Below are 15,726 nucleotides of genomic sequence, written 5' to 3'. Positions count from 1 at the left end.
GGCGAAAATCGCGATGCCGAAAACGTACAGCTTGATGGAAATCGCAAGGCTGGGCGCGTTGTTTCTGCCGGGCGACTTCCTCGAAGACGTCATGCCGCCCGAACGGCGCGAATATCCGCTGAAGGTCGCCGGCACGGACAGCCAATTCGCGCTGGGCGACGAGATCGACTTCGTGGAAGATCACTTCAACGCCCTGAAGCGGGTGCTCCTGCTGACGGAGCGAATCGATCCGCTCCGTCGTCCGTATGCGGCGCTGTGGATCCGGCGGCCGGAAAATCCCGCGCTTGGCGAGATCATGGTCGCGGGCGGCGCGCTGCCGGCCGAGGGCAGCGATATCATGCCGCTCTGGCCGGAGATCCTGCGCGCGTTCTCCGGGCGGCCTACGCGCCGGGACCGGGGGGCCGGACATACGATTTACTACCCGGTCCGCAATTCCGACGAGGACATCGTAGGCGTGCTGGAGCTGACCGAAAACGTCCCGCCGCTATTTATCTAAGGCGATGCCGGCATAACCGATGCCGCCGCAAGCACCGATTCCGAACGAGTCCGCACCGTGTCGTGCGGATTTGACGGAATCGGTGTTTTTCTCTTATTTGGGAAGGAATGGATGCCTTCGGAGGAGAAATATTGAGCCAGGAGACAAAGCGGAAGCTTGGTCCCGCATCAGAGATAAAAATGCCCTGCATTCGTCTAAAATAGCTTATAGCGGCGCACGCAGACCCTGCGCAAAATGGAGATCAAAGCCTCATTCCGTTATCGATGCCATTCTAACAGTGAAAATCCGAGGAGGCGGCGCAATGGTCCGGATCTTGATAGTCGACGACGAAAGGGAAATTCGCAACGGTCTCGTTAAACAGATCCCCTGGTCGGCTTGGGGCGTGGACGAGGTGCTGGACGCCGACGACGGCGATACGGCGCTGGAGCTGGCGCTCGCACACCGGCCGGACCTGATCGTCACGGATATTCGCATGCCCCGCATGTCCGGTCTGAAGCTGATCGAGTCGCTTGCCCGGGAAAGATACGACGGAGATACGATCGTCGTCAGCGGCTTCGACGATTTTCATTATGCCAAGGAAGCCTTCAAGCTCGGCGTATCCGATTACCTGCTCAAGCCGCTGGACAAGAACGACCTGTTCAAGGCGGTAACGGTGGCGCTCCGGCGCCGGCGCGAGAAAAATGAAAGCGAGCTGAGCAGCAGCCTCATCCGGCAGGGCTATGAGTCTGCCGTCCCCAAGATCAGGGAAGAGCTCCTGCGCCAGCTGATCGGTCGTCCGTACCGCGAGGAGCCTGGCGCGCGCACCGAGCACAAGCTGGGCCAGCTGGACCTCGCGTGGCTGCTCGACGGGCAGCTTCAGTTCGCGGTATTTGGAATTGACAGCCTGAAGGCGCTTACACTTGAACCGTCCGCGCCTGGCAAGGACGCGCTGCTAGCGGAGGTCGGCGGAGCGCTTGCGCAGACGATCGCCGCGCAGCATCCGGGCCGATATGTGTCGTTCAGGTCCGAGCAGGACGAATGGATCGCGATACTCGAGCAGGCGCGAGCGGATGGGGCCGAGTCGTGCGAAGACTTGCTCGAAGCGGTTCGCGAGCGAGTCGGCAACGTGCTGCAGATCCGGCTGGACTTGGGCGAGGCTGCCGGAGAAGGCGGCTTGCATCAGCTATCCGAGCTCTACCGCAGAGCGACGGACTCGCTCGTGAGCCGGAGAATTCAGGGGATCGAGGCGGCGGAGGAGACGTCCGGGCAGGGTCTTGGCGAACAGCCGGAATATCAGCTGGCCAACGCCAGGGAACTTGTGGAGATCATGAAGTACGGTACGGAGAAGGATATCCGCGAGACGATGGCCGCGTTCCCGAAGCTGGCCAAGTCCTGGGAGGTCAGGCATCCGAAGGACCTCCAGCAGCGTACGTTCGAATGGCTGCTCGACATATTTCGGACCGCGCAAAAAACGGCGGGCTGGAAGGAAACGTCCTGGGAAAAGCATCCGATCGCGCTCTGGGAGCATCTCGAACGCTTCGACACGCTGGAGTCGCTCAGGCAGCAGGCGACGGAGCAGCTGCTGAAGGCGGCGGAGAGCATCAAGGCGCAATCCGGCTCGCGCAGCCAGATCGTCGACGAGGCGCAGCGCATCATTCACGAGCGATACCAGGAAAATCTGACGCTCCAGATGGTCGCCGAGCGCGTGCACGTGACGCCGGTATGGCTCAGCAAGCTGTTCAAGAAGGAAACCGACATGAACTTTCTGGAGTATCTGACCGACGTGCGCCTGAAGAACGCCGCGGACCGGCTCGGCGATCTCAGGTACAAGGTGTATCAGATCAGCTACATGGTCGGTTACCAGGATCCGGTCCACTTCGCCAAGCTGTTCAAGCGGGCGTACGGCTGCACGCCGCAGGAGTACCGCAACAGCCGGAGCCTTCGGCATGAGTAGACCGGTCCTTACGCAATTGGGTCGATTCTCGATCCGCCGCCAGGTGATTCTCCTGTTTTTTCTGATCGTCGTGCTCCCCTTCTTGTTCATCGGGTACTTTGCCTACTCCAAATCCGTCAAGGCCATTCAGGACGTAAGTTCGTTCGTGTCCATGGAAATGATGGTCAAGAACGCGAAGGTGCTGGACAATTATCTCGACTTAGTGGACAACGCCCAGAGCGAGACCATGTATTCCAGAGAGATGCAGGAGCTGCTCAGCCTAAGGCCGTCCGGGGAGCTGGAAGAGCTCGAGATCACGTCCAGGCTCGCGCAGTATACCAGCTTGCTGAACAGAAACACGCATGCCTATACGATCCGGATCTTCCCGATCGAGCCGTCGCGTTATCCGACCTTTACGCACACGATCTACCAGGACGAAGACATCGAGAGCCAGGCCTGGTTCCGTCTGGCCAGGGAGATGAAGTCTCCTTATTGGCAGCTGTTCCTGCCGCAGGACAACCCGATCCTATACAAGGAGCCGATCCTGTCGAAAATCAAGCAGTTGTACGGGCTGAACCAATCCGAGCCGCTGGGCTTCGTCATCGCCGACATCAAGGCGAGCACGCTGAGCGAGTATCTGGCGCCGGTCAAGATGGTCGATCGTCAGCAGGTCATGCTGCTGAACGAGAACAACACGATCGTTTACCATCAGGAAGCGGAACGGATCGGTACCCGGCTCGATTCGCCGGAGCTGGATGACTTCTTAAGGCAGTCTGCGGAGGCGGCGAGCCCGCTGACCATCGGAGGCGTGAAATATATGGCGACGTACGCGTCGCTCACCCACAACGATTGGAAGGTGCTCAGCCTCATTCCTGTATCGGTGCTGACAAGGCCGGTATCGGGCATCGAGCGGATCAGCTTTTTCTTTCTGCTGTTCTATCTCGCGATCTCCGTCTTTACGGTCGCCTTCTTCACTTACAGGTTCACCAACCCGATTCAGAAGCTGGTCAAAGCGATGCGCAAGGTGGAGCACGGGGAGACGGTGCACAACTGGCCGCAGCTGACGCGCTCGGACGAGATCGGCTGGCTGTATATGGGATTTGACAATATGGTGCGGAAGATCGACGAGCTGGTCAGCAGCGCGGAAAAAGAAGCGAAGGACAAAAAAGAACTGGAGTTTCAGGTGCTGACGCATCAGATCAACCCGCACTTTCTGTACAACACGCTCGAGGCGATTCGCTGGAAGGCGGAAAGCAGGCAGGCGTCCGATATCAGCGAGTTGGTGCGGTCGCTGGGCAATCTGCTGCGGCTGAGCCTGAACGACGGACGGGAGCTGACGACGGTCGAGCGCGAGATCGAGCACGTCAAGGCGTACGTCGCCATTCAGTCCGCGCGCCAGGATACGTCGATACGGGTCGTCTATATGATCGACGAGGACATCCTGCCGCTGCCATGCATGCGGCTGATGCTCCAGCCGCTCGTGGAGAACGCGATCAAGCACGGCACGCGGCATGCCGGAGACGGGGAGGCCGTCAAGATTCTGATTCGGGGCAGCCTGGAGCCGAACCGGCTGCAGTTCGAGATCGTGGACAACGGCCCCGGCATTCCGGAGGCGCTCTTGGGGGGGCTGCTCACCGCGGAGACGGACGTCCCCTATCAACGGAAAGGGGTGGGCCTCCGCAACGTCCACGAACGGCTGGCGCTCTATTTTGGAGAAAGGTACGGACTGCGGATCGAGAACAGGGAAGAAGGGGGGACGATCATCGGGATCTCGCACCCGGTCCTGGAAGGCGAGCCGGCGCAGCGGGATGCGATCTGAAGCGAACGTGTGCCTAAGCAAAGATTGGCAGCGATTCGCGGACCGGTAAGCGCGCTTTCTGCGTGCCGAAGCTTAGCGGATGCAGGGTGGGCCCCCAAAAATGCATTTGTACATGTATTTTCGGCCGGCTTGCGACCCTTGATAAAATGCCTGCAAATATGCAGGTAAATTCCAGGCGCGACCCGGAAATCCGGCTGACGATGGAAAATAAATGCGTTTTGGCATCTATTCTTTACAAAAGGGTCGATATCGTCAAAAAAAGATGTAAATTTGCAGGCGTTGCAGCGAATGAACGACGCGGGCGACGATACGCGGGCCCATCGGAACGGCTGTCTGACGAGCCGTCGACAGCCGTTCCGTGCGACTCAAGTTACGGATATCCGCTAACCTAAATGGACCGTCAGGATGATCTTCCCCTGACGGTTTTCTTCACTAATCATGCCGGCCGTCGGGCAGCCAGTGGTCGTGCGTCCGCAGCGCGCAGCCCGCGAACTTGTTGTCTCCGAGCGTGATTCTCGACGTATGCGGCTCCAGGCAGATGCCGATCGTCCGCTCCGGCGGCGCTTTGGAAAAGGAGATCCGGTTCGACACGAGCTCCACGTCGTGCGTGTAACCTCGCATTCGAATGCCGATGTAGCCCATGTCCTCCGAGCCGTTGTCTTCGAGCGTGTTCCCCTCGATCCGGTTGTAGCTGGGCGACATCGGTTCTTTTTCGTTGCGGAAAAAGATGCCGTAATAGCGGTTGTCCGACAAACGGTTGAAGCGGATGACGTTGCGGATGTCCTTGTGCCCGATGGACAGGCCGTTCATCCCGTTGCCCACGGCCGTGCAGCCTTCCACCACGCTGTCCTGCACGCGCCAGCAGAGGAAGATGCCGTCCAAGGCGTTGCCGTCGAAGCGGCTGTTCACGATCCGCGTGCGTACCGTGCCGCTGCCGGGATGAATGCCTTTGCCGGCGTTGCCGACGGAATCGCAATCCTCGACGACGATGTCCGCGCAGTGCTGGTAGCTGATGCCGTCTCCCTTATAGTCACGCACCGTGCACCGTTCGATGCGCGCATCCGCGACCCCGTACAGGTAGATGCCCGCGCTGCGGCAGCCCTCGGCTAACGTAACCGCCTCCTCGTTGCCCCGGACGGTCAGGCCGTACAGCTCGATCCGCTCGCAGTCGTAGGCGGCGACGACGGGCGATTGCGTCGTCACGATGCCTCCGTCGTCGAGCAGCACGGTCGCGTGCAGTTCGCGGTCGAGATGCAGAACCTGTCCCGCCTTGCCGACGACGACGGCGACCGTATCCCCGAACAGCATGCTCGAGTCGGCTTTGCGGATCGTCACCGTCTGTCCGATCTCGAAGCGGCCGGGATGCAAGACCGCGGCCTGGCTCTCGTGCCGGTCGGCATCGCACGCGAGCGCGGAGAGCCGCTCCTCGCCCTGCAGCAGTACGGTCTTGCCGGGGATGCCCTCGAGCCGCACGCGGGAACGCAGATGCAGCGTGCCGTCGAGCGCGTAGACGCCTTCGGCGAGCTTGACCGTGCCGCCTCCGAGATTAGCCGCATAATCGATCGCCGATTGAATGGCGCGGGCGGCCCCGCCTGCCGCGGACGAGGTTCCGACTTCGATGACGATTTTCTCCATCTGATACAGCTCCTTGTAGAGAATCCCTTACGGTCCAGTCCAGTCTACTCCAGACGCAGCTTTGCGGCGATGAGGCGATCGCGTTTTTTACTGGGTGAATTTTAATCATTCCGAGGCCATGCCGGCTGTCGGGACAACTGCGAAGGCCGGGGAGCGAAGGATAAAAGTTTCGCAGTATAAATTAAGATCGGCCCGTTTGCCCCAAGTCCGATTCGGTCTACGATGGAAGCTATACTAGGCGTTCGCGCGTCGGGGGCGGCAGGCATGGCGGAGACAGGCGTGACGGATTGCGGGATGTCGGAGGACAGGATGTCGAAGGACAGGATGTCGAAGGACAGGATGTCGGAGAAATGGACTGCGGGCAAAGGAATCGCCGGGGAAGGAATGACGGGGGAAGGAATCGTCAAGGAAGGAATGGCGGGGGAAGTAATCGCCGGCAAAGCCTTTATCGGCGCGGATATCGGCGGGACGAACACGGTGATCGGGCTCTTCGACGAGCGCGGGCTGCCGCTCGGCGAGCGGCGGCTTGCGACGATGCGCGCGGACCCGCGGCATCCGACGTCCGATCCGGCCGAATTCATCGAGCGGCTTGGCCAGGAGATCCAGGCGCTCGCGCTGGCGCACGGGTACCGCGATATCGCCGCCGCCGGATTCGGCGTGCCCGGCTGGGTGGATACCGCTAGCGGGATGGCGCTGGACGCCTCCAACATGGGCTGGAAAAACGTGCGCTTCGCGGAAGCCATGAGCCGCCGCCTGGGAGCGCCGGTCTATATCGACAATGACGTCAGGCTCTATACTTTGGGGGAGGCCGCGGCGGGAGCGGGCCAAGGCTGCGCCGACCTGGTGTGCATCACAGTGGGAACGGGGCTGTCGGCGGGCATAATGACGAACGGCTTCCTGGTACGAGGGAGCCGCCTGCTGGCCGGCGAGATCGGGCACGACCGCGTGGACGGCCTGGATGCGCCTTGCAACTGCGGCAAGCGGGGCTGCCTCGAGACGATCGCTTCGGCGCCGGGCATTGCCCGACTGGCGGCCGAGGCTGTGAGAAGCGGCAAGTCTACGGTGTTGGCGGGGACCGAGCGTCCGATTACCGCGCTCGACGTCTTCCTCGCATGCCAGGCGGGGGACGCCGTGGCGGCAGATATCTTCCGGTTCGCCGGCCGCGCGCTCGGCCGCAAGCTTGCCGCGCTCGCCTTTGCCGTCGATCCGCAGAGGATCATCGTGGGGGGAGGCGTGGCCGCTGCGGGCGACTATCTGCTGCAACCGATCCGCGACGAACTGGCCGTGCACATTCCCGAAGCGGAGTGGAGACCGGCCGTGGTGTCCGGCAAGCTGAGGGACAAGGCGGGTCTCGTCGGCGCCGTACGCTTGGCAATCGAGAACTGGACCGGAGAGAGAGGCGGCATACATGACGAATAGCAGCGGCAGACGCCTGCTGGCGATGAACGGAACGATCTACGCGGGCGCGCGGACGATCGAGGACGGGCGCATGCTGATCGGCGCCGACGGACGGATCGAAGCGATCGGCGGCGCGGAACTGGATGCCGAGGAGCTGGAGACCGCGGGGGCGCGGCTCCTCGATTTGGGCGGAGGCGTCGTGATTCCGGGTTTGATCGACCAGCATGTCCACGGCGGGGGCGGCTGGCAGGCCATGGACGCCACCTACGAAGGCTTGAACGGAATGAGCCTGTATCATGCGTCGCACGGCACGACTTCTTTTCTGGCGACGACGGAGTCGGCCGCCGAGGCGGAGATCCTGGACGCGCTTCATAACGTCGCGCAGGCTGCTGCGGGACGGGGCCTCGAAGGCGCGGAGCTGCTCGGCGTACATCTGGAGGGCCCGTTTCTGAACCCGATTCGCTGCGGCGCGCAGGACAAGGCGAATATTCGCCCCGCAAGTCCGGACGAGTTGGATCGCTATCTCGAGGCGGCGGGCGGCCTCATTCGGATCGTCACGCTCGCGCCCGAGATCGAGGGCGGCATGGAGGCGGCCGAGCGTTTGTCCCGGGCGGGCGTCACCTTGTCCGTCGGCCATTCCGACGCTACGCTCGCGCAGATGCGGGAGGCGATCCGGCGCGGGGCTGCGCAGACGACGCATCACTTCAACGGCATGAGCCCTTTCCACCACCGGGAGCCGGGCGTGGCCGGCGCCGGACTGCTGTGCCCGGAACTGACAACGGAGCTGATCGCCGACGGTATCCACGTCCATCCGGATGCGGTCAAGCTGCTGTACGACGTCAAGGGAGCGCGCGGCGTATGCGTCATTACCGACGCCGTCTACTGCGCCGGACTGCCCGACGGGGAATACGGGGACACGACGATGAAGGACGGGCAGGTGTGGCTGAAGGATGGTTCGAGTCTTGCGGGAAGCAGCCTCACGATGCTTCAGGCGCTGCGAAACGTTCTGCGGTTCACCGGCCGTCCGCTTGCGGAGGTGCTGCCTTCGCTGACGGAGGTCCCGGCCCGGCAGATCGGCGTATCGGGGCGCAAGGGGATGCTGGAGGCGGGGATGGACGCCGATTTTCTCGTGCTGAACGGCGCGCTGGAGCTGCAGTCCACCTATGTGCGGGGGCGGGAGGTCTATTCGAAGAAAGCGGCGGACAGTCCGATCGGATGAAATCCTGCGTCACAAGTTGCGGCATTCCTCTACAGTTCGCGTCACTCCGTTCTAGCAGCGATGCTTGGCGGGGTGGCGTTTTTTTTACGCATAAATGGCTATCGCATGGGTGGGCGGCGTCCGCGCGGGGTACACTTCATGGTAAAAGGAGGCGGTTCCGTGCTCGTCAGGTTCGGCTTTGTCGCCATGTCCGTGCTGCTGGAGAACGCATCCCCGTCGCGCACGATGACCTACACGAACTTCAGCAAGCTGCCGGACCGCGAAGGCGCGCTGCTCCGGCTTGCCCGCATCGCGCAGGAGAACCTGCAGCATACGCAGCGGCTGCTCAGCCACTGCAAATACTCGGACATCCACCTCTACCGCCTCACGTCCAAGCTTATTCCGCTCGTGACGCACGACGCGCTGGCCGACTGGGATCCGTATGCGATCCTCGCGGACGACTTTGCCGCGCTCGGCGCTTATATCCGCGAGACGGGCATCCGCGTTTCGTTTCACCCGGACCACTTCACCGTGTTCAGCACGCCGCGGCCGGAGGTGCTGCGCAATTCGATCAAGGACTTGAACCATCATGTCCGGATGTTCGAACTGATGGGGCTGGACGAGCGGGCGACGTGCAACATCCACGTCGGCGGCACCTACGGCGACAAGGAGTCGGCGGGCCGGCGATTTCTGGCGCAATTCGGCGCGCTAGAGCCGAGGATTGTCCGCCGGATGACGCTAGAGAACGACGACAAGACGTTTACGGCGGCCGAGACGCTCGCGATCAGCGAGGCGGCGGGCGTCCCGATGGTGCTCGACATTCATCATCATGCGGTCAACAACCCGGACGCCATCGCGCCCGAATCGCTCTGGGACCGGGTACAGCGCACTTGGCGGGACTTCGGGTGGAACGGACTCCAACGCGAGGGAGGCGCTGGTGCTGACGGGACGCCGCCTTACGCGCCGCTGCCGCCCAAAATCCACGTTTCCACTCCCAAAAGCGCTTCCGACCCGCGGGGACACGCCGACCATGTGTCCTTGGAGCCGCTGCTCTCTTTCCTCCGCGCGATCGCCGGCTCGACGCCGGCCGTCGACGTGATGATCGAGGCGAAGCGCAAGGACGAGGCGCTGTTCAAGCTGATGGACGAGCTTCGCACAGCCGCCGAGACCGGTGCCGGCGATATCCGGATCGTGGACGGGGCCAGCGTGGAGATCGGATGAGCGGAGTGCCGCATAATCGCCGCGATAACGCCGAACAGCGCCCTCACGGTCCCGCAACCCGCAGCCTTTCTTCTTCACCCGCGCAGATCGCGACCGCTGTGTCCCAATCGATTCCCGGCACACGGCTGGTCATTTCCGAATATCCGACAATAGGCGCTTCGCTTCCAGCGCGGGATGCAGGTATAATAAAGTGAATCCAATCGACATGACTTAGTAGGGAGAATCTCAGTTGTCCACGGCTATCCTTGTACTAATTGGCATCGTCGCCGCTTTGTTCGGCAGCATCGTCGGACTCGGCGGGGGCATCATCATCGTGCCCTCGCTCGTGCTCCTGGGGCCGAGCCTGCTCGGAGAAGAGGTGTCGTCGCAGACGGCTGTCGGCACCTCGCTCGCCGTGCTTATTTTCACGGCATTGACGTCTACCTGGACGTATCGCAAGCAGGGCAAAGTCGATTTTCGCAGCGGATGGCTCTTCTTCGCGACCAGCGGGCCCGCCGCCATGATCGGGGCGCTGGTGACGGACTACATCCCGCAGGGGCCGTTCCAGCTGGCGTTCGGCCTTTTCATGCTCGCCATGTTCGGCTTGATGCTGGCCCGCGAGCGGATGAAGCCGCTGCGCATCGATTGGCCGATCAAGCGATCGTTCACGGACGGCGCGGGAACCGTTAGCGAATACGGCTACAATCTGCCGCTGGCGCTGTCGATCGGTTTCGCCGTCGGGCTCTGCTCGGGCTTGTTCGGGATCGGCGGTGGTTCGTTATTCGTCCCGATCATGGTCATCTTGTTCAGGTTTCCGCCGCATGTCGCGACCGCAAGCTCGATGTTCGTCATATTTCTGTCTTCCATATTGGGCAGCACCGTGCATTTGTGGAACGGCAACATCGATTGGCCGCTGTTTCTGGCGCTTGCGCCGGGCGCGCTCATCGGCGGCCGGGTCGGCGCGGCGATCGCTTCGAGGCTGTCAGGTCCGCAGCTGATGTGGCTGCTGCGGGTAACCTTGCTGATCATGGCCGGGTATCTGATCTTCAAGGGCGCGAGCGAGATGTAGCTGTCGGCCCTTCCTTCAAAGGGTGTGGCCAAGCGCCGGAACGCTCTGCGGCGCCGTCGCGTATAACTAGAGAGATCAACGGTAGACAAGCGGTCGAGAGCCATACGAATTCATAATGCGTAATGAGGGATGAGGATATGAACGACAGTCCGAATACGATCGGGGGCAAGAGCTTCACGGCCGTCGCGATCAACTGCGCGTCCAAAGCGGGCGAGTGGATCAAGAGCAGGATCGGGCAATTTGCGGCGCCCGATCTTAAATTTTCGAAGCACGATCTCGTCACCGAAGTGGACAAGGGCTCCGAGCGCCTGATCCGCAATTTGCTGGCGACGCATTACCCGACGCACTCTTTTCTAGGCGAAGAAGGGGTAGAGCCGGGACCGGAGGCTTCCGCGCAGTCGATCGCCAAAATGGGCGGCAGCGAGTACCTGTGGATCGTGGATCCGGTGGACGGCACGACGAATTACGTGCACGGGTTTCCGTTCTACTCGGTGTCGATCGCGCTGGCGTATCGCGGCGAAGTCATCGTCGGCGTCATTTACGATCCATCGCGAGACGAGCTGTTCGTCGCCGAAAAAGGCAAGGGCGCCTATGTTCACGGCAAACGCATGCAGGTATCGGCCGAGCCCGGACTCGCGCAAAGCCTGCTGGCCACCGGCTTCCCGGCGGACCATATTTCCGCGCTGCCGCGCAATCTCAAGCAGACGCTGGCGCTCGCGCCGCAAGTTCGCAACATCCGCAGCTCAGGCTCCGCCGCGCTTCACATGGCGTACGTAGCCGCGGGACGGCTCACCGGCTTCTGGGAAGTCGGCCTGAACGCCTGGGATCTGGCGGCGGGCGCGCTGATGATAGCGGAGTCCGGCGGCGTCGTCTCCGACCAGAACGGACAGCCTTACTCGCTCGGGGTTCGCGATATCGCCGCCAGCAACGGCGCGATTCACGACGAATTGTTGAAGGCGCTTGCGGACGCTTAAGCGTCTTGGCGCGCGGTATCGATTCGACACTTAAGCATTTGATCCCGCTTGGGGTACATGAGAGTATGGCTTATGGATCATGCTACCTGTGAAAGGAGAGCGACTACGATGCGCGAAGACCGAATGGACGGAAGATTCGACCAGTCGCAGCCGCTGCCGGAGCGTCCGGAAGGACTGGCCGCGCGGGCCGCCGAGGAATACGTCGACGACGAAGCCGCTTTTATGTCCGGCGCGGAGGCCGAGCTCGTAAGGCAGCTGACCGAAGGAAAGCCTGCGGCCGGCGATCCGAACGAGGAAGCGCTCTCGCGCCTGTCCCCCCGCTGGGAGATCCGGATTCAGACGGAGCGGGATCCCGTCGCCGAAGAGACGGCGGCATACCGCAAGCTGGCGAAGGAAGCGGACGGGCGGTACGACGATCGCGCCAAGTCCGAGTGAAATTACGAGAAAAGACGGCCTCCGGGCCGTCTTTTTGTTCGTGCGCATCGTGCGAGCGGGCGGGGCTTCCGATCGAACGAACGCCCTTAACGCGCCAGCGCGTACCGAAGCTGCACGACGCCGCCTCCGAGCAACTTGGATTCGACAAAAGTGACGTCTTGGTACGTATATTTCTCATTATCGAGCAGGATGTTCAATCCCTTGCCCTCCAGTACGGGGGCGATATTGAAGATGAGCTCGTCGACGAGCCCTTGGCCGAGAAAGGCTTGATGAAGCGCTCCGCCGCCGGACAACAGCGCTGTCGAATGCCCTCTGTCTCGAAGATAATCCAGCGCCTCTTGGGGCGTACTCGCGGTCGTGGCGCCCGGCAGCTCCTTCGCGCTTGCGGAGACGACGACGATGTCGAGATCCGCGAACGGGCCGCCTCCGCCTCCGTTGCCCGCCATTGCCTCGTATGTCCGCCGGCCTACGATGAAGTTGCCCGCTGCTTTGGCTTGCGCGGCGAAGTCGCCCAGCGCCTCCGGCTTGGGGGGATTTTCAGGACCCGATTGCGCGTAATTTCCGTTTGCCGTCAACGTTGCCCATAATATGGTTTTCATCTTTTGACCTCCGATTGAATTTTAATTTGTTCGAGGACGTTCCGTATGTTCGCCGCGACGCGGTCGGGCCGATCTTCCTGAACATAGTGCGAGGCGTCTTCCAATATCTCAGTTTCGTTTTTCTTCAAGTAGCTCTGCCATCTACGCATCTCGGCAAGCGGGAACCCCGCGCTGTCCCGCGCTCCCCAGACGATCCGGGCGGGCAGGTCGGCCAGGGCCGGAAGCCCGGCTTCGATGCCTGCGAGCCAATTCCGCGCTTTGCGGATGCTGCGAGGGAACATCCAGGTCGGCATTCTCGACGCCGGCGTCGGGTACGGATCCGTGTAGGCTTTCGTCAGTGTCTTCGTTATTTTGTCGGCCTGATGGATGCCGCTCGGCACAATCTTGCGTGCGAAAAAGTTGCGTCTGGTCTGCAGCCAATAGCCGAGGGGCCAGCCGCCCATTGCGACGGAGAAGAGCTTCATCGCCGCCAGTTTGGCGGGCCAAGCCCACGTATTCATGAGCACGATGCCCCGAACGTTGTCCCTGTTGCGTACCGCATAGTTCAGACCGATCGGACCTCCCCAGTCCTGGACGACCAGGACGATGTCCTTCAGACCGAGCGACGCGATCAGCTCGCCGAGCGCTTCCGAATGCTCCTGAGGGGTATAGCCGTAGCCGGACGGCGCGCGGGACATCCCCATGCCGGGGTAATCCAACGCGATCAGGCGGCATTCGCCACGCAGCGTCTTGATGACGTTGCGATAAAGATAAGACCAGGTGGGATTGCCGTGCAGGAGCAGAACGGTCTGTCCCCGGCCCTCGTCCACGTAGTGGATGGCGCCGTCCCGGTACGCCAGCCACCGATCCTCGAACGGATATTCCGCGGGATCGACTTCGAATGGTCTTTGCATGCTCGCGCCTCCTTTCCCGGTTGTCGATCGCGCGCTCGATCAACCCTGTACACAGATTAAAGGCTTATGGTACATTTGAAAAGTAGTTACATTTAAGTGCAATAGTTTCATAAAATGAACTACGGAGGGCGATATCCTATGAAACCGGATCAGGCATGCCAAGGCACGATTGAACCGTTGCTGGAGATTCTGGACGGCAAATGGACGCTGCCGCTGCTGCGCGATCTGTTCAACGACGTCAAGCGGTTCGGGGAACTGAGGCGTTCGCTCCATCCCATTAGCCCGAAGACGTTGACCGACCGGCTGCGGATGCTGGAAGAGAAGGGGATCGTGACACGTACGCTGTATCCCGGCGTCCCGCTGCACGTCGAATACGAGCTCACGGACAGCGGTCGCCGGCTGCAGCCGATATTCGCCGCGATGAGCGAATGGGCGCGGGCGGAGGCTCCCTGTGGACTGGCGGAGCTAGGGACGGAAGCGCCGCTCGTCACGGCGGCGTCCGAATAAGAATCGGATTCGGATGTTTGTATGCGAGCGAAAAAGAACCGCACAGAGGTTGTGCGGTTCTTTGCGATGAGCATGAACCGCGCATTAATTGTGCGGTTTTTTTTCGTTCAAGCAGGTGGGTTCCTTCGTAATAGCGCTTGTGCGCTAGACGCTACGGTTACTTGATCGCCTTGAAGCTCTCGTCCGCCGCTTCGAGCGTCCTGTCGATGTCCGCGTCCGTATGCGCGGTCGTCAGGAACCACGCCTCGTACTTGGACGGCGCCAGATAGATGCCGCGCGACAGCATCTCGCGGAAGAAGGCCGCGAAGCGGTCGCCGTCGGTATCCTGCGCCTCGTCGTAGTTCGTGACGGGATGGTCGCAGAAGTGGGTCGAGATCGCGCCTGCGATGCGGTTGACCGTCAGCGGCACGCCATTGCGCGCTGCCGATTCGCGGAGACCGTCGGCAAGGCGCGTGCCGAGCGCCTCCATGCGCGCGTAGACGTCCGGCTCGCGCAGCACCTCGAGGCAGGCGATGCCCGCCGCGATCGAGGCGGGGTTGCCTGCCATCGTGCCCGCCTGGTAGGCGGGGCCGAGCGGCGCAACCTGCGCCATAATCTCGGCGCGGCCGCCGTAGGCGCCGATCGGCAGTCCGCCGCCGATGATCTTGCCGAGCGCCGTCAGGTCCGGCTCGATCGCTGCCAGGTCCGGGAACGCCGACGCGTACGTCTGCGTCGTGCCGTAGTGGAACCGGAACGCCGTGATGACCTCGTCGTAAATGACGAGCGCGCCGGCCGCGCGAGCCATGCTGCACACGGCTTCGAGGAAGCCCGGCTTCGGCATGACCATGCCGAAGTTGCCGACGATCGGCTCGACCATGACGGCCGCGACATCGTCGCCCCAGGCCTCAAGCGCGAGCCGGAGCCCTTCGGTGTCGTTGAACGGCACCGTGATCACTTCGCTCGCGATGCTGACCGGGATGCCCGCGCTGTCGGGGATGCCGAGCGTCGAGGGACCCGAGCCCGCAGCGACGAGCACGAGGTCGGAGTGGCCGTGGTAGCAGCCGGCGAACTTGACGATCTTGTTGCGGCCGGTGGCGGCGCGCGCGACGCGGATCGTCGTCATGACGGCTTCGGTGCCCGAGTTGACGAAACGTACCTTATCCAGCGAAGGGATCGCCTCCTTCAACATGCGCGCGAGCGTAACTTCGCCTTCGGTCGGCGTGCCGTACAGCGTGCCGTTCTGCGCGGCGCGCACGATCGCCGCGGTGATGTGCGGGTGCGCATGACCGGCGATGATCGGGCCGAATGCGGCCAGGTAGTCGAGGTAGCGGTTGCCGTCGACGTCCCAGAAGTAGGCGCCTTCGGCGCGCTGCATGAACACGGGCGCGCCGCCGCCGACCGCCTTGAAGGAGCGGGAGGGGCTGTTGACGCCGCCGACGATATGGCGCTGGGCCTCTTCGTAGAGGCGCGCGGATTCGGGTCTTGGGTGCGATGTTTGCTTATAATCGGACATGTACGGTGACCTCCTGAGCGAATGGGATAATGGGATAATGGGGTATTGGGGTAAGGTGCGGTTGGGGGCAAACGTCAAGGGACCGCCGAATCGGCGGTC

General features: G+C 62.2%; 14 protein-coding genes. 10 read left to right on the top strand and 4 right to left on the bottom strand.

Features of this window, described 5'->3' with window-relative positions:
* Positions 1–13 precede the first annotated feature (13 nt).
* The 3 genes from KB449_RS25085 to KB449_RS25075 all read left to right on the top strand — a co-directional run bounded on the left by KB449_RS25085 (position 14) and on the right by KB449_RS25075 (position 4,227).
* A complete protein-coding gene (locus KB449_RS25085) occupies positions 14–496 on the top strand; it encodes a hypothetical protein (RefSeq protein WP_282910978.1) in 483 nt (160 codons plus the stop codon).
* Between the two features lie 301 nt (positions 497–797).
* Positions 798–2,429: a response regulator gene (locus KB449_RS25080; RefSeq protein ID WP_282910977.1), complete on the top strand. Its 1,632-nt coding sequence runs from the start codon at positions 798–800 to the stop codon at positions 2,427–2,429.
* The gene (locus tag KB449_RS25075) at positions 2,422–4,227 is read left to right on the top strand and encodes a sensor histidine kinase (protein WP_282910976.1); all 1,806 of its coding nucleotides are present in this window, start codon (positions 2,422–2,424) and stop codon (positions 4,225–4,227) included. The genes KB449_RS25080 and KB449_RS25075 overlap by 8 nt, the downstream gene beginning before the upstream one ends.
* A gap of 432 nt (positions 4,228–4,659) precedes the next feature.
* Here KB449_RS25075 and KB449_RS25070 read toward each other — a convergent pair whose 3' ends face one another.
* The gene (locus KB449_RS25070) at positions 4,660–5,862 is read right to left on the bottom strand and encodes a right-handed parallel beta-helix repeat-containing protein (RefSeq protein WP_282910975.1); all 1,203 of its coding nucleotides are present in this window, start codon (positions 5,860–5,862) and stop codon (positions 4,660–4,662) included.
* Between the two features lie 264 nt (positions 5,863–6,126).
* Between KB449_RS25070 and KB449_RS25065 the strand changes: the two genes are divergently transcribed.
* The 6 genes from KB449_RS25065 to KB449_RS25040 all read left to right on the top strand — a co-directional run bounded on the left by KB449_RS25065 (position 6,127) and on the right by KB449_RS25040 (position 12,136).
* Positions 6,127–7,281 (top strand): ROK family protein, encoded by a 1,155-nt coding sequence (locus KB449_RS25065; RefSeq protein ID WP_282910974.1) that lies wholly within the window; start codon positions 6,127–6,129, stop codon positions 7,279–7,281.
* On the top strand, positions 7,271–8,479 hold the full coding sequence (gene nagA / locus KB449_RS25060) for an N-acetylglucosamine-6-phosphate deacetylase (protein ID WP_282910973.1): 1,209 nt from the start codon (positions 7,271–7,273) through the stop codon (positions 8,477–8,479). The genes KB449_RS25065 and nagA overlap by 11 nt, the downstream gene beginning before the upstream one ends.
* A gap of 159 nt (positions 8,480–8,638) precedes the next feature.
* Positions 8,639–9,679 (top strand): UV DNA damage repair endonuclease UvsE, encoded by a 1,041-nt coding sequence (gene uvsE, locus KB449_RS25055; protein ID WP_282910972.1) that lies wholly within the window; start codon positions 8,639–8,641, stop codon positions 9,677–9,679.
* 229 nt (positions 9,680–9,908) lie between these two features.
* Positions 9,909–10,727 carry a sulfite exporter TauE/SafE family protein gene (locus KB449_RS25050; RefSeq protein WP_282910971.1) on the top strand — a complete coding sequence of 273 codons (819 nt, stop codon included), beginning with the start codon at positions 9,909–9,911 and terminating at the stop codon, positions 10,725–10,727.
* A gap of 137 nt (positions 10,728–10,864) precedes the next feature.
* Positions 10,865–11,701 (top strand): inositol monophosphatase family protein, encoded by an 837-nt coding sequence (locus KB449_RS25045; RefSeq protein ID WP_282910970.1) that lies wholly within the window; start codon positions 10,865–10,867, stop codon positions 11,699–11,701.
* Between the two features lie 108 nt (positions 11,702–11,809).
* Complete coding sequence (locus KB449_RS25040; protein WP_434082521.1) at positions 11,810–12,136, top strand: hypothetical protein; 327 nt, start codon at positions 11,810–11,812, stop codon at positions 12,134–12,136.
* 86 nt (positions 12,137–12,222) lie between these two features.
* On the opposite strand, the gene KB449_RS25035 is transcribed toward KB449_RS25040, so the two are convergent.
* Positions 12,223–12,735, bottom strand: a complete 513-nt coding sequence (locus KB449_RS25035; protein ID WP_282910969.1) for a dihydrofolate reductase family protein — start codon at positions 12,733–12,735, stop codon at positions 12,223–12,225.
* Positions 12,732–13,628, bottom strand: coding sequence for an alpha/beta fold hydrolase (locus KB449_RS25030; RefSeq protein ID WP_282910968.1), 897 nt, complete (start codon positions 13,626–13,628; stop codon positions 12,732–12,734). The genes KB449_RS25035 and KB449_RS25030 overlap by 4 nt, the downstream gene beginning before the upstream one ends.
* Before the next feature lie 138 nt (positions 13,629–13,766).
* Here KB449_RS25030 and KB449_RS25025 point away from each other — a divergent pair, with 138 nt between their 5' ends.
* A complete protein-coding gene (locus KB449_RS25025) occupies positions 13,767–14,135 on the top strand; it encodes a winged helix-turn-helix transcriptional regulator (RefSeq protein ID WP_282910967.1) in 369 nt (122 codons plus the stop codon).
* 157 nt (positions 14,136–14,292) lie between these two features.
* Here KB449_RS25025 and KB449_RS25020 read toward each other — a convergent pair whose 3' ends face one another.
* On the bottom strand, positions 14,293–15,627 hold the full coding sequence (locus KB449_RS25020) for a glutamate-1-semialdehyde 2,1-aminomutase (RefSeq protein ID WP_282910966.1): 1,335 nt from the start codon (positions 15,625–15,627) through the stop codon (positions 14,293–14,295).
* Positions 15,628–15,726 lie beyond the last annotated feature (99 nt).

The sequence above is a fragment of the Cohnella hashimotonis genome, from assembly GCF_030014955.1.
GTDB classification, from domain to species: Bacteria; Bacillota; Bacilli; order Paenibacillales; family Paenibacillaceae; genus Cohnella; species Cohnella hashimotonis.
The sequence above is the reverse complement of the archived record's forward strand: the minus strand, read 5'-3'. Positions and strand labels throughout refer to the sequence as shown.

What these genes read in the sequence shown, in the direction of transcription:
- KB449_RS25085 (WP_282910978.1), top strand. Translation starts at nt 14, where the DNA reads ATGCCGAAAACGTACAGCTTGATGGAAATCGCAAGGCTGGGCGCGTTG.
- KB449_RS25080 (WP_282910977.1), top strand. Translation starts at nt 798, where the DNA reads ATGGTCCGGATCTTGATAGTCGACGACGAAAGGGAAATTCGCAACGGT.
- KB449_RS25075 (WP_282910976.1), top strand. Translation starts at nt 2,422, where the DNA reads ATGAGTAGACCGGTCCTTACGCAATTGGGTCGATTCTCGATCCGCCGC.
- KB449_RS25070 (WP_282910975.1), bottom strand. Translation starts at nt 5,862, where the DNA reads ATGGAGAAAATCGTCATCGAAGTCGGAACCTCGTCCGCGGCAGGCGGG.
- KB449_RS25065 (WP_282910974.1), top strand. Translation starts at nt 6,127, where the DNA reads ATGGCGGAGACAGGCGTGACGGATTGCGGGATGTCGGAGGACAGGATG.
- nagA (WP_282910973.1), top strand. Translation starts at nt 7,271, where the DNA reads ATGACGAATAGCAGCGGCAGACGCCTGCTGGCGATGAACGGAACGATC.
- KB449_RS25045 (WP_282910970.1), top strand. Translation starts at nt 10,865, where the DNA reads ATGAACGACAGTCCGAATACGATCGGGGGCAAGAGCTTCACGGCCGTC.
- KB449_RS25040 (WP_434082521.1), top strand. Translation starts at nt 11,810, where the DNA reads ATGCGCGAAGACCGAATGGACGGAAGATTCGACCAGTCGCAGCCGCTG.
- KB449_RS25035 (WP_282910969.1), bottom strand. Translation starts at nt 12,735, where the DNA reads ATGAAAACCATATTATGGGCAACGTTGACGGCAAACGGAAATTACGCG.
- KB449_RS25030 (WP_282910968.1), bottom strand. Translation starts at nt 13,628, where the DNA reads ATGCAAAGACCATTCGAAGTCGATCCCGCGGAATATCCGTTCGAGGAT.
- KB449_RS25025 (WP_282910967.1), top strand. Translation starts at nt 13,767, where the DNA reads ATGAAACCGGATCAGGCATGCCAAGGCACGATTGAACCGTTGCTGGAG.
- KB449_RS25020 (WP_282910966.1), bottom strand. Translation starts at nt 15,627, where the DNA reads ATGTCCGATTATAAGCAAACATCGCACCCAAGACCCGAATCCGCGCGC.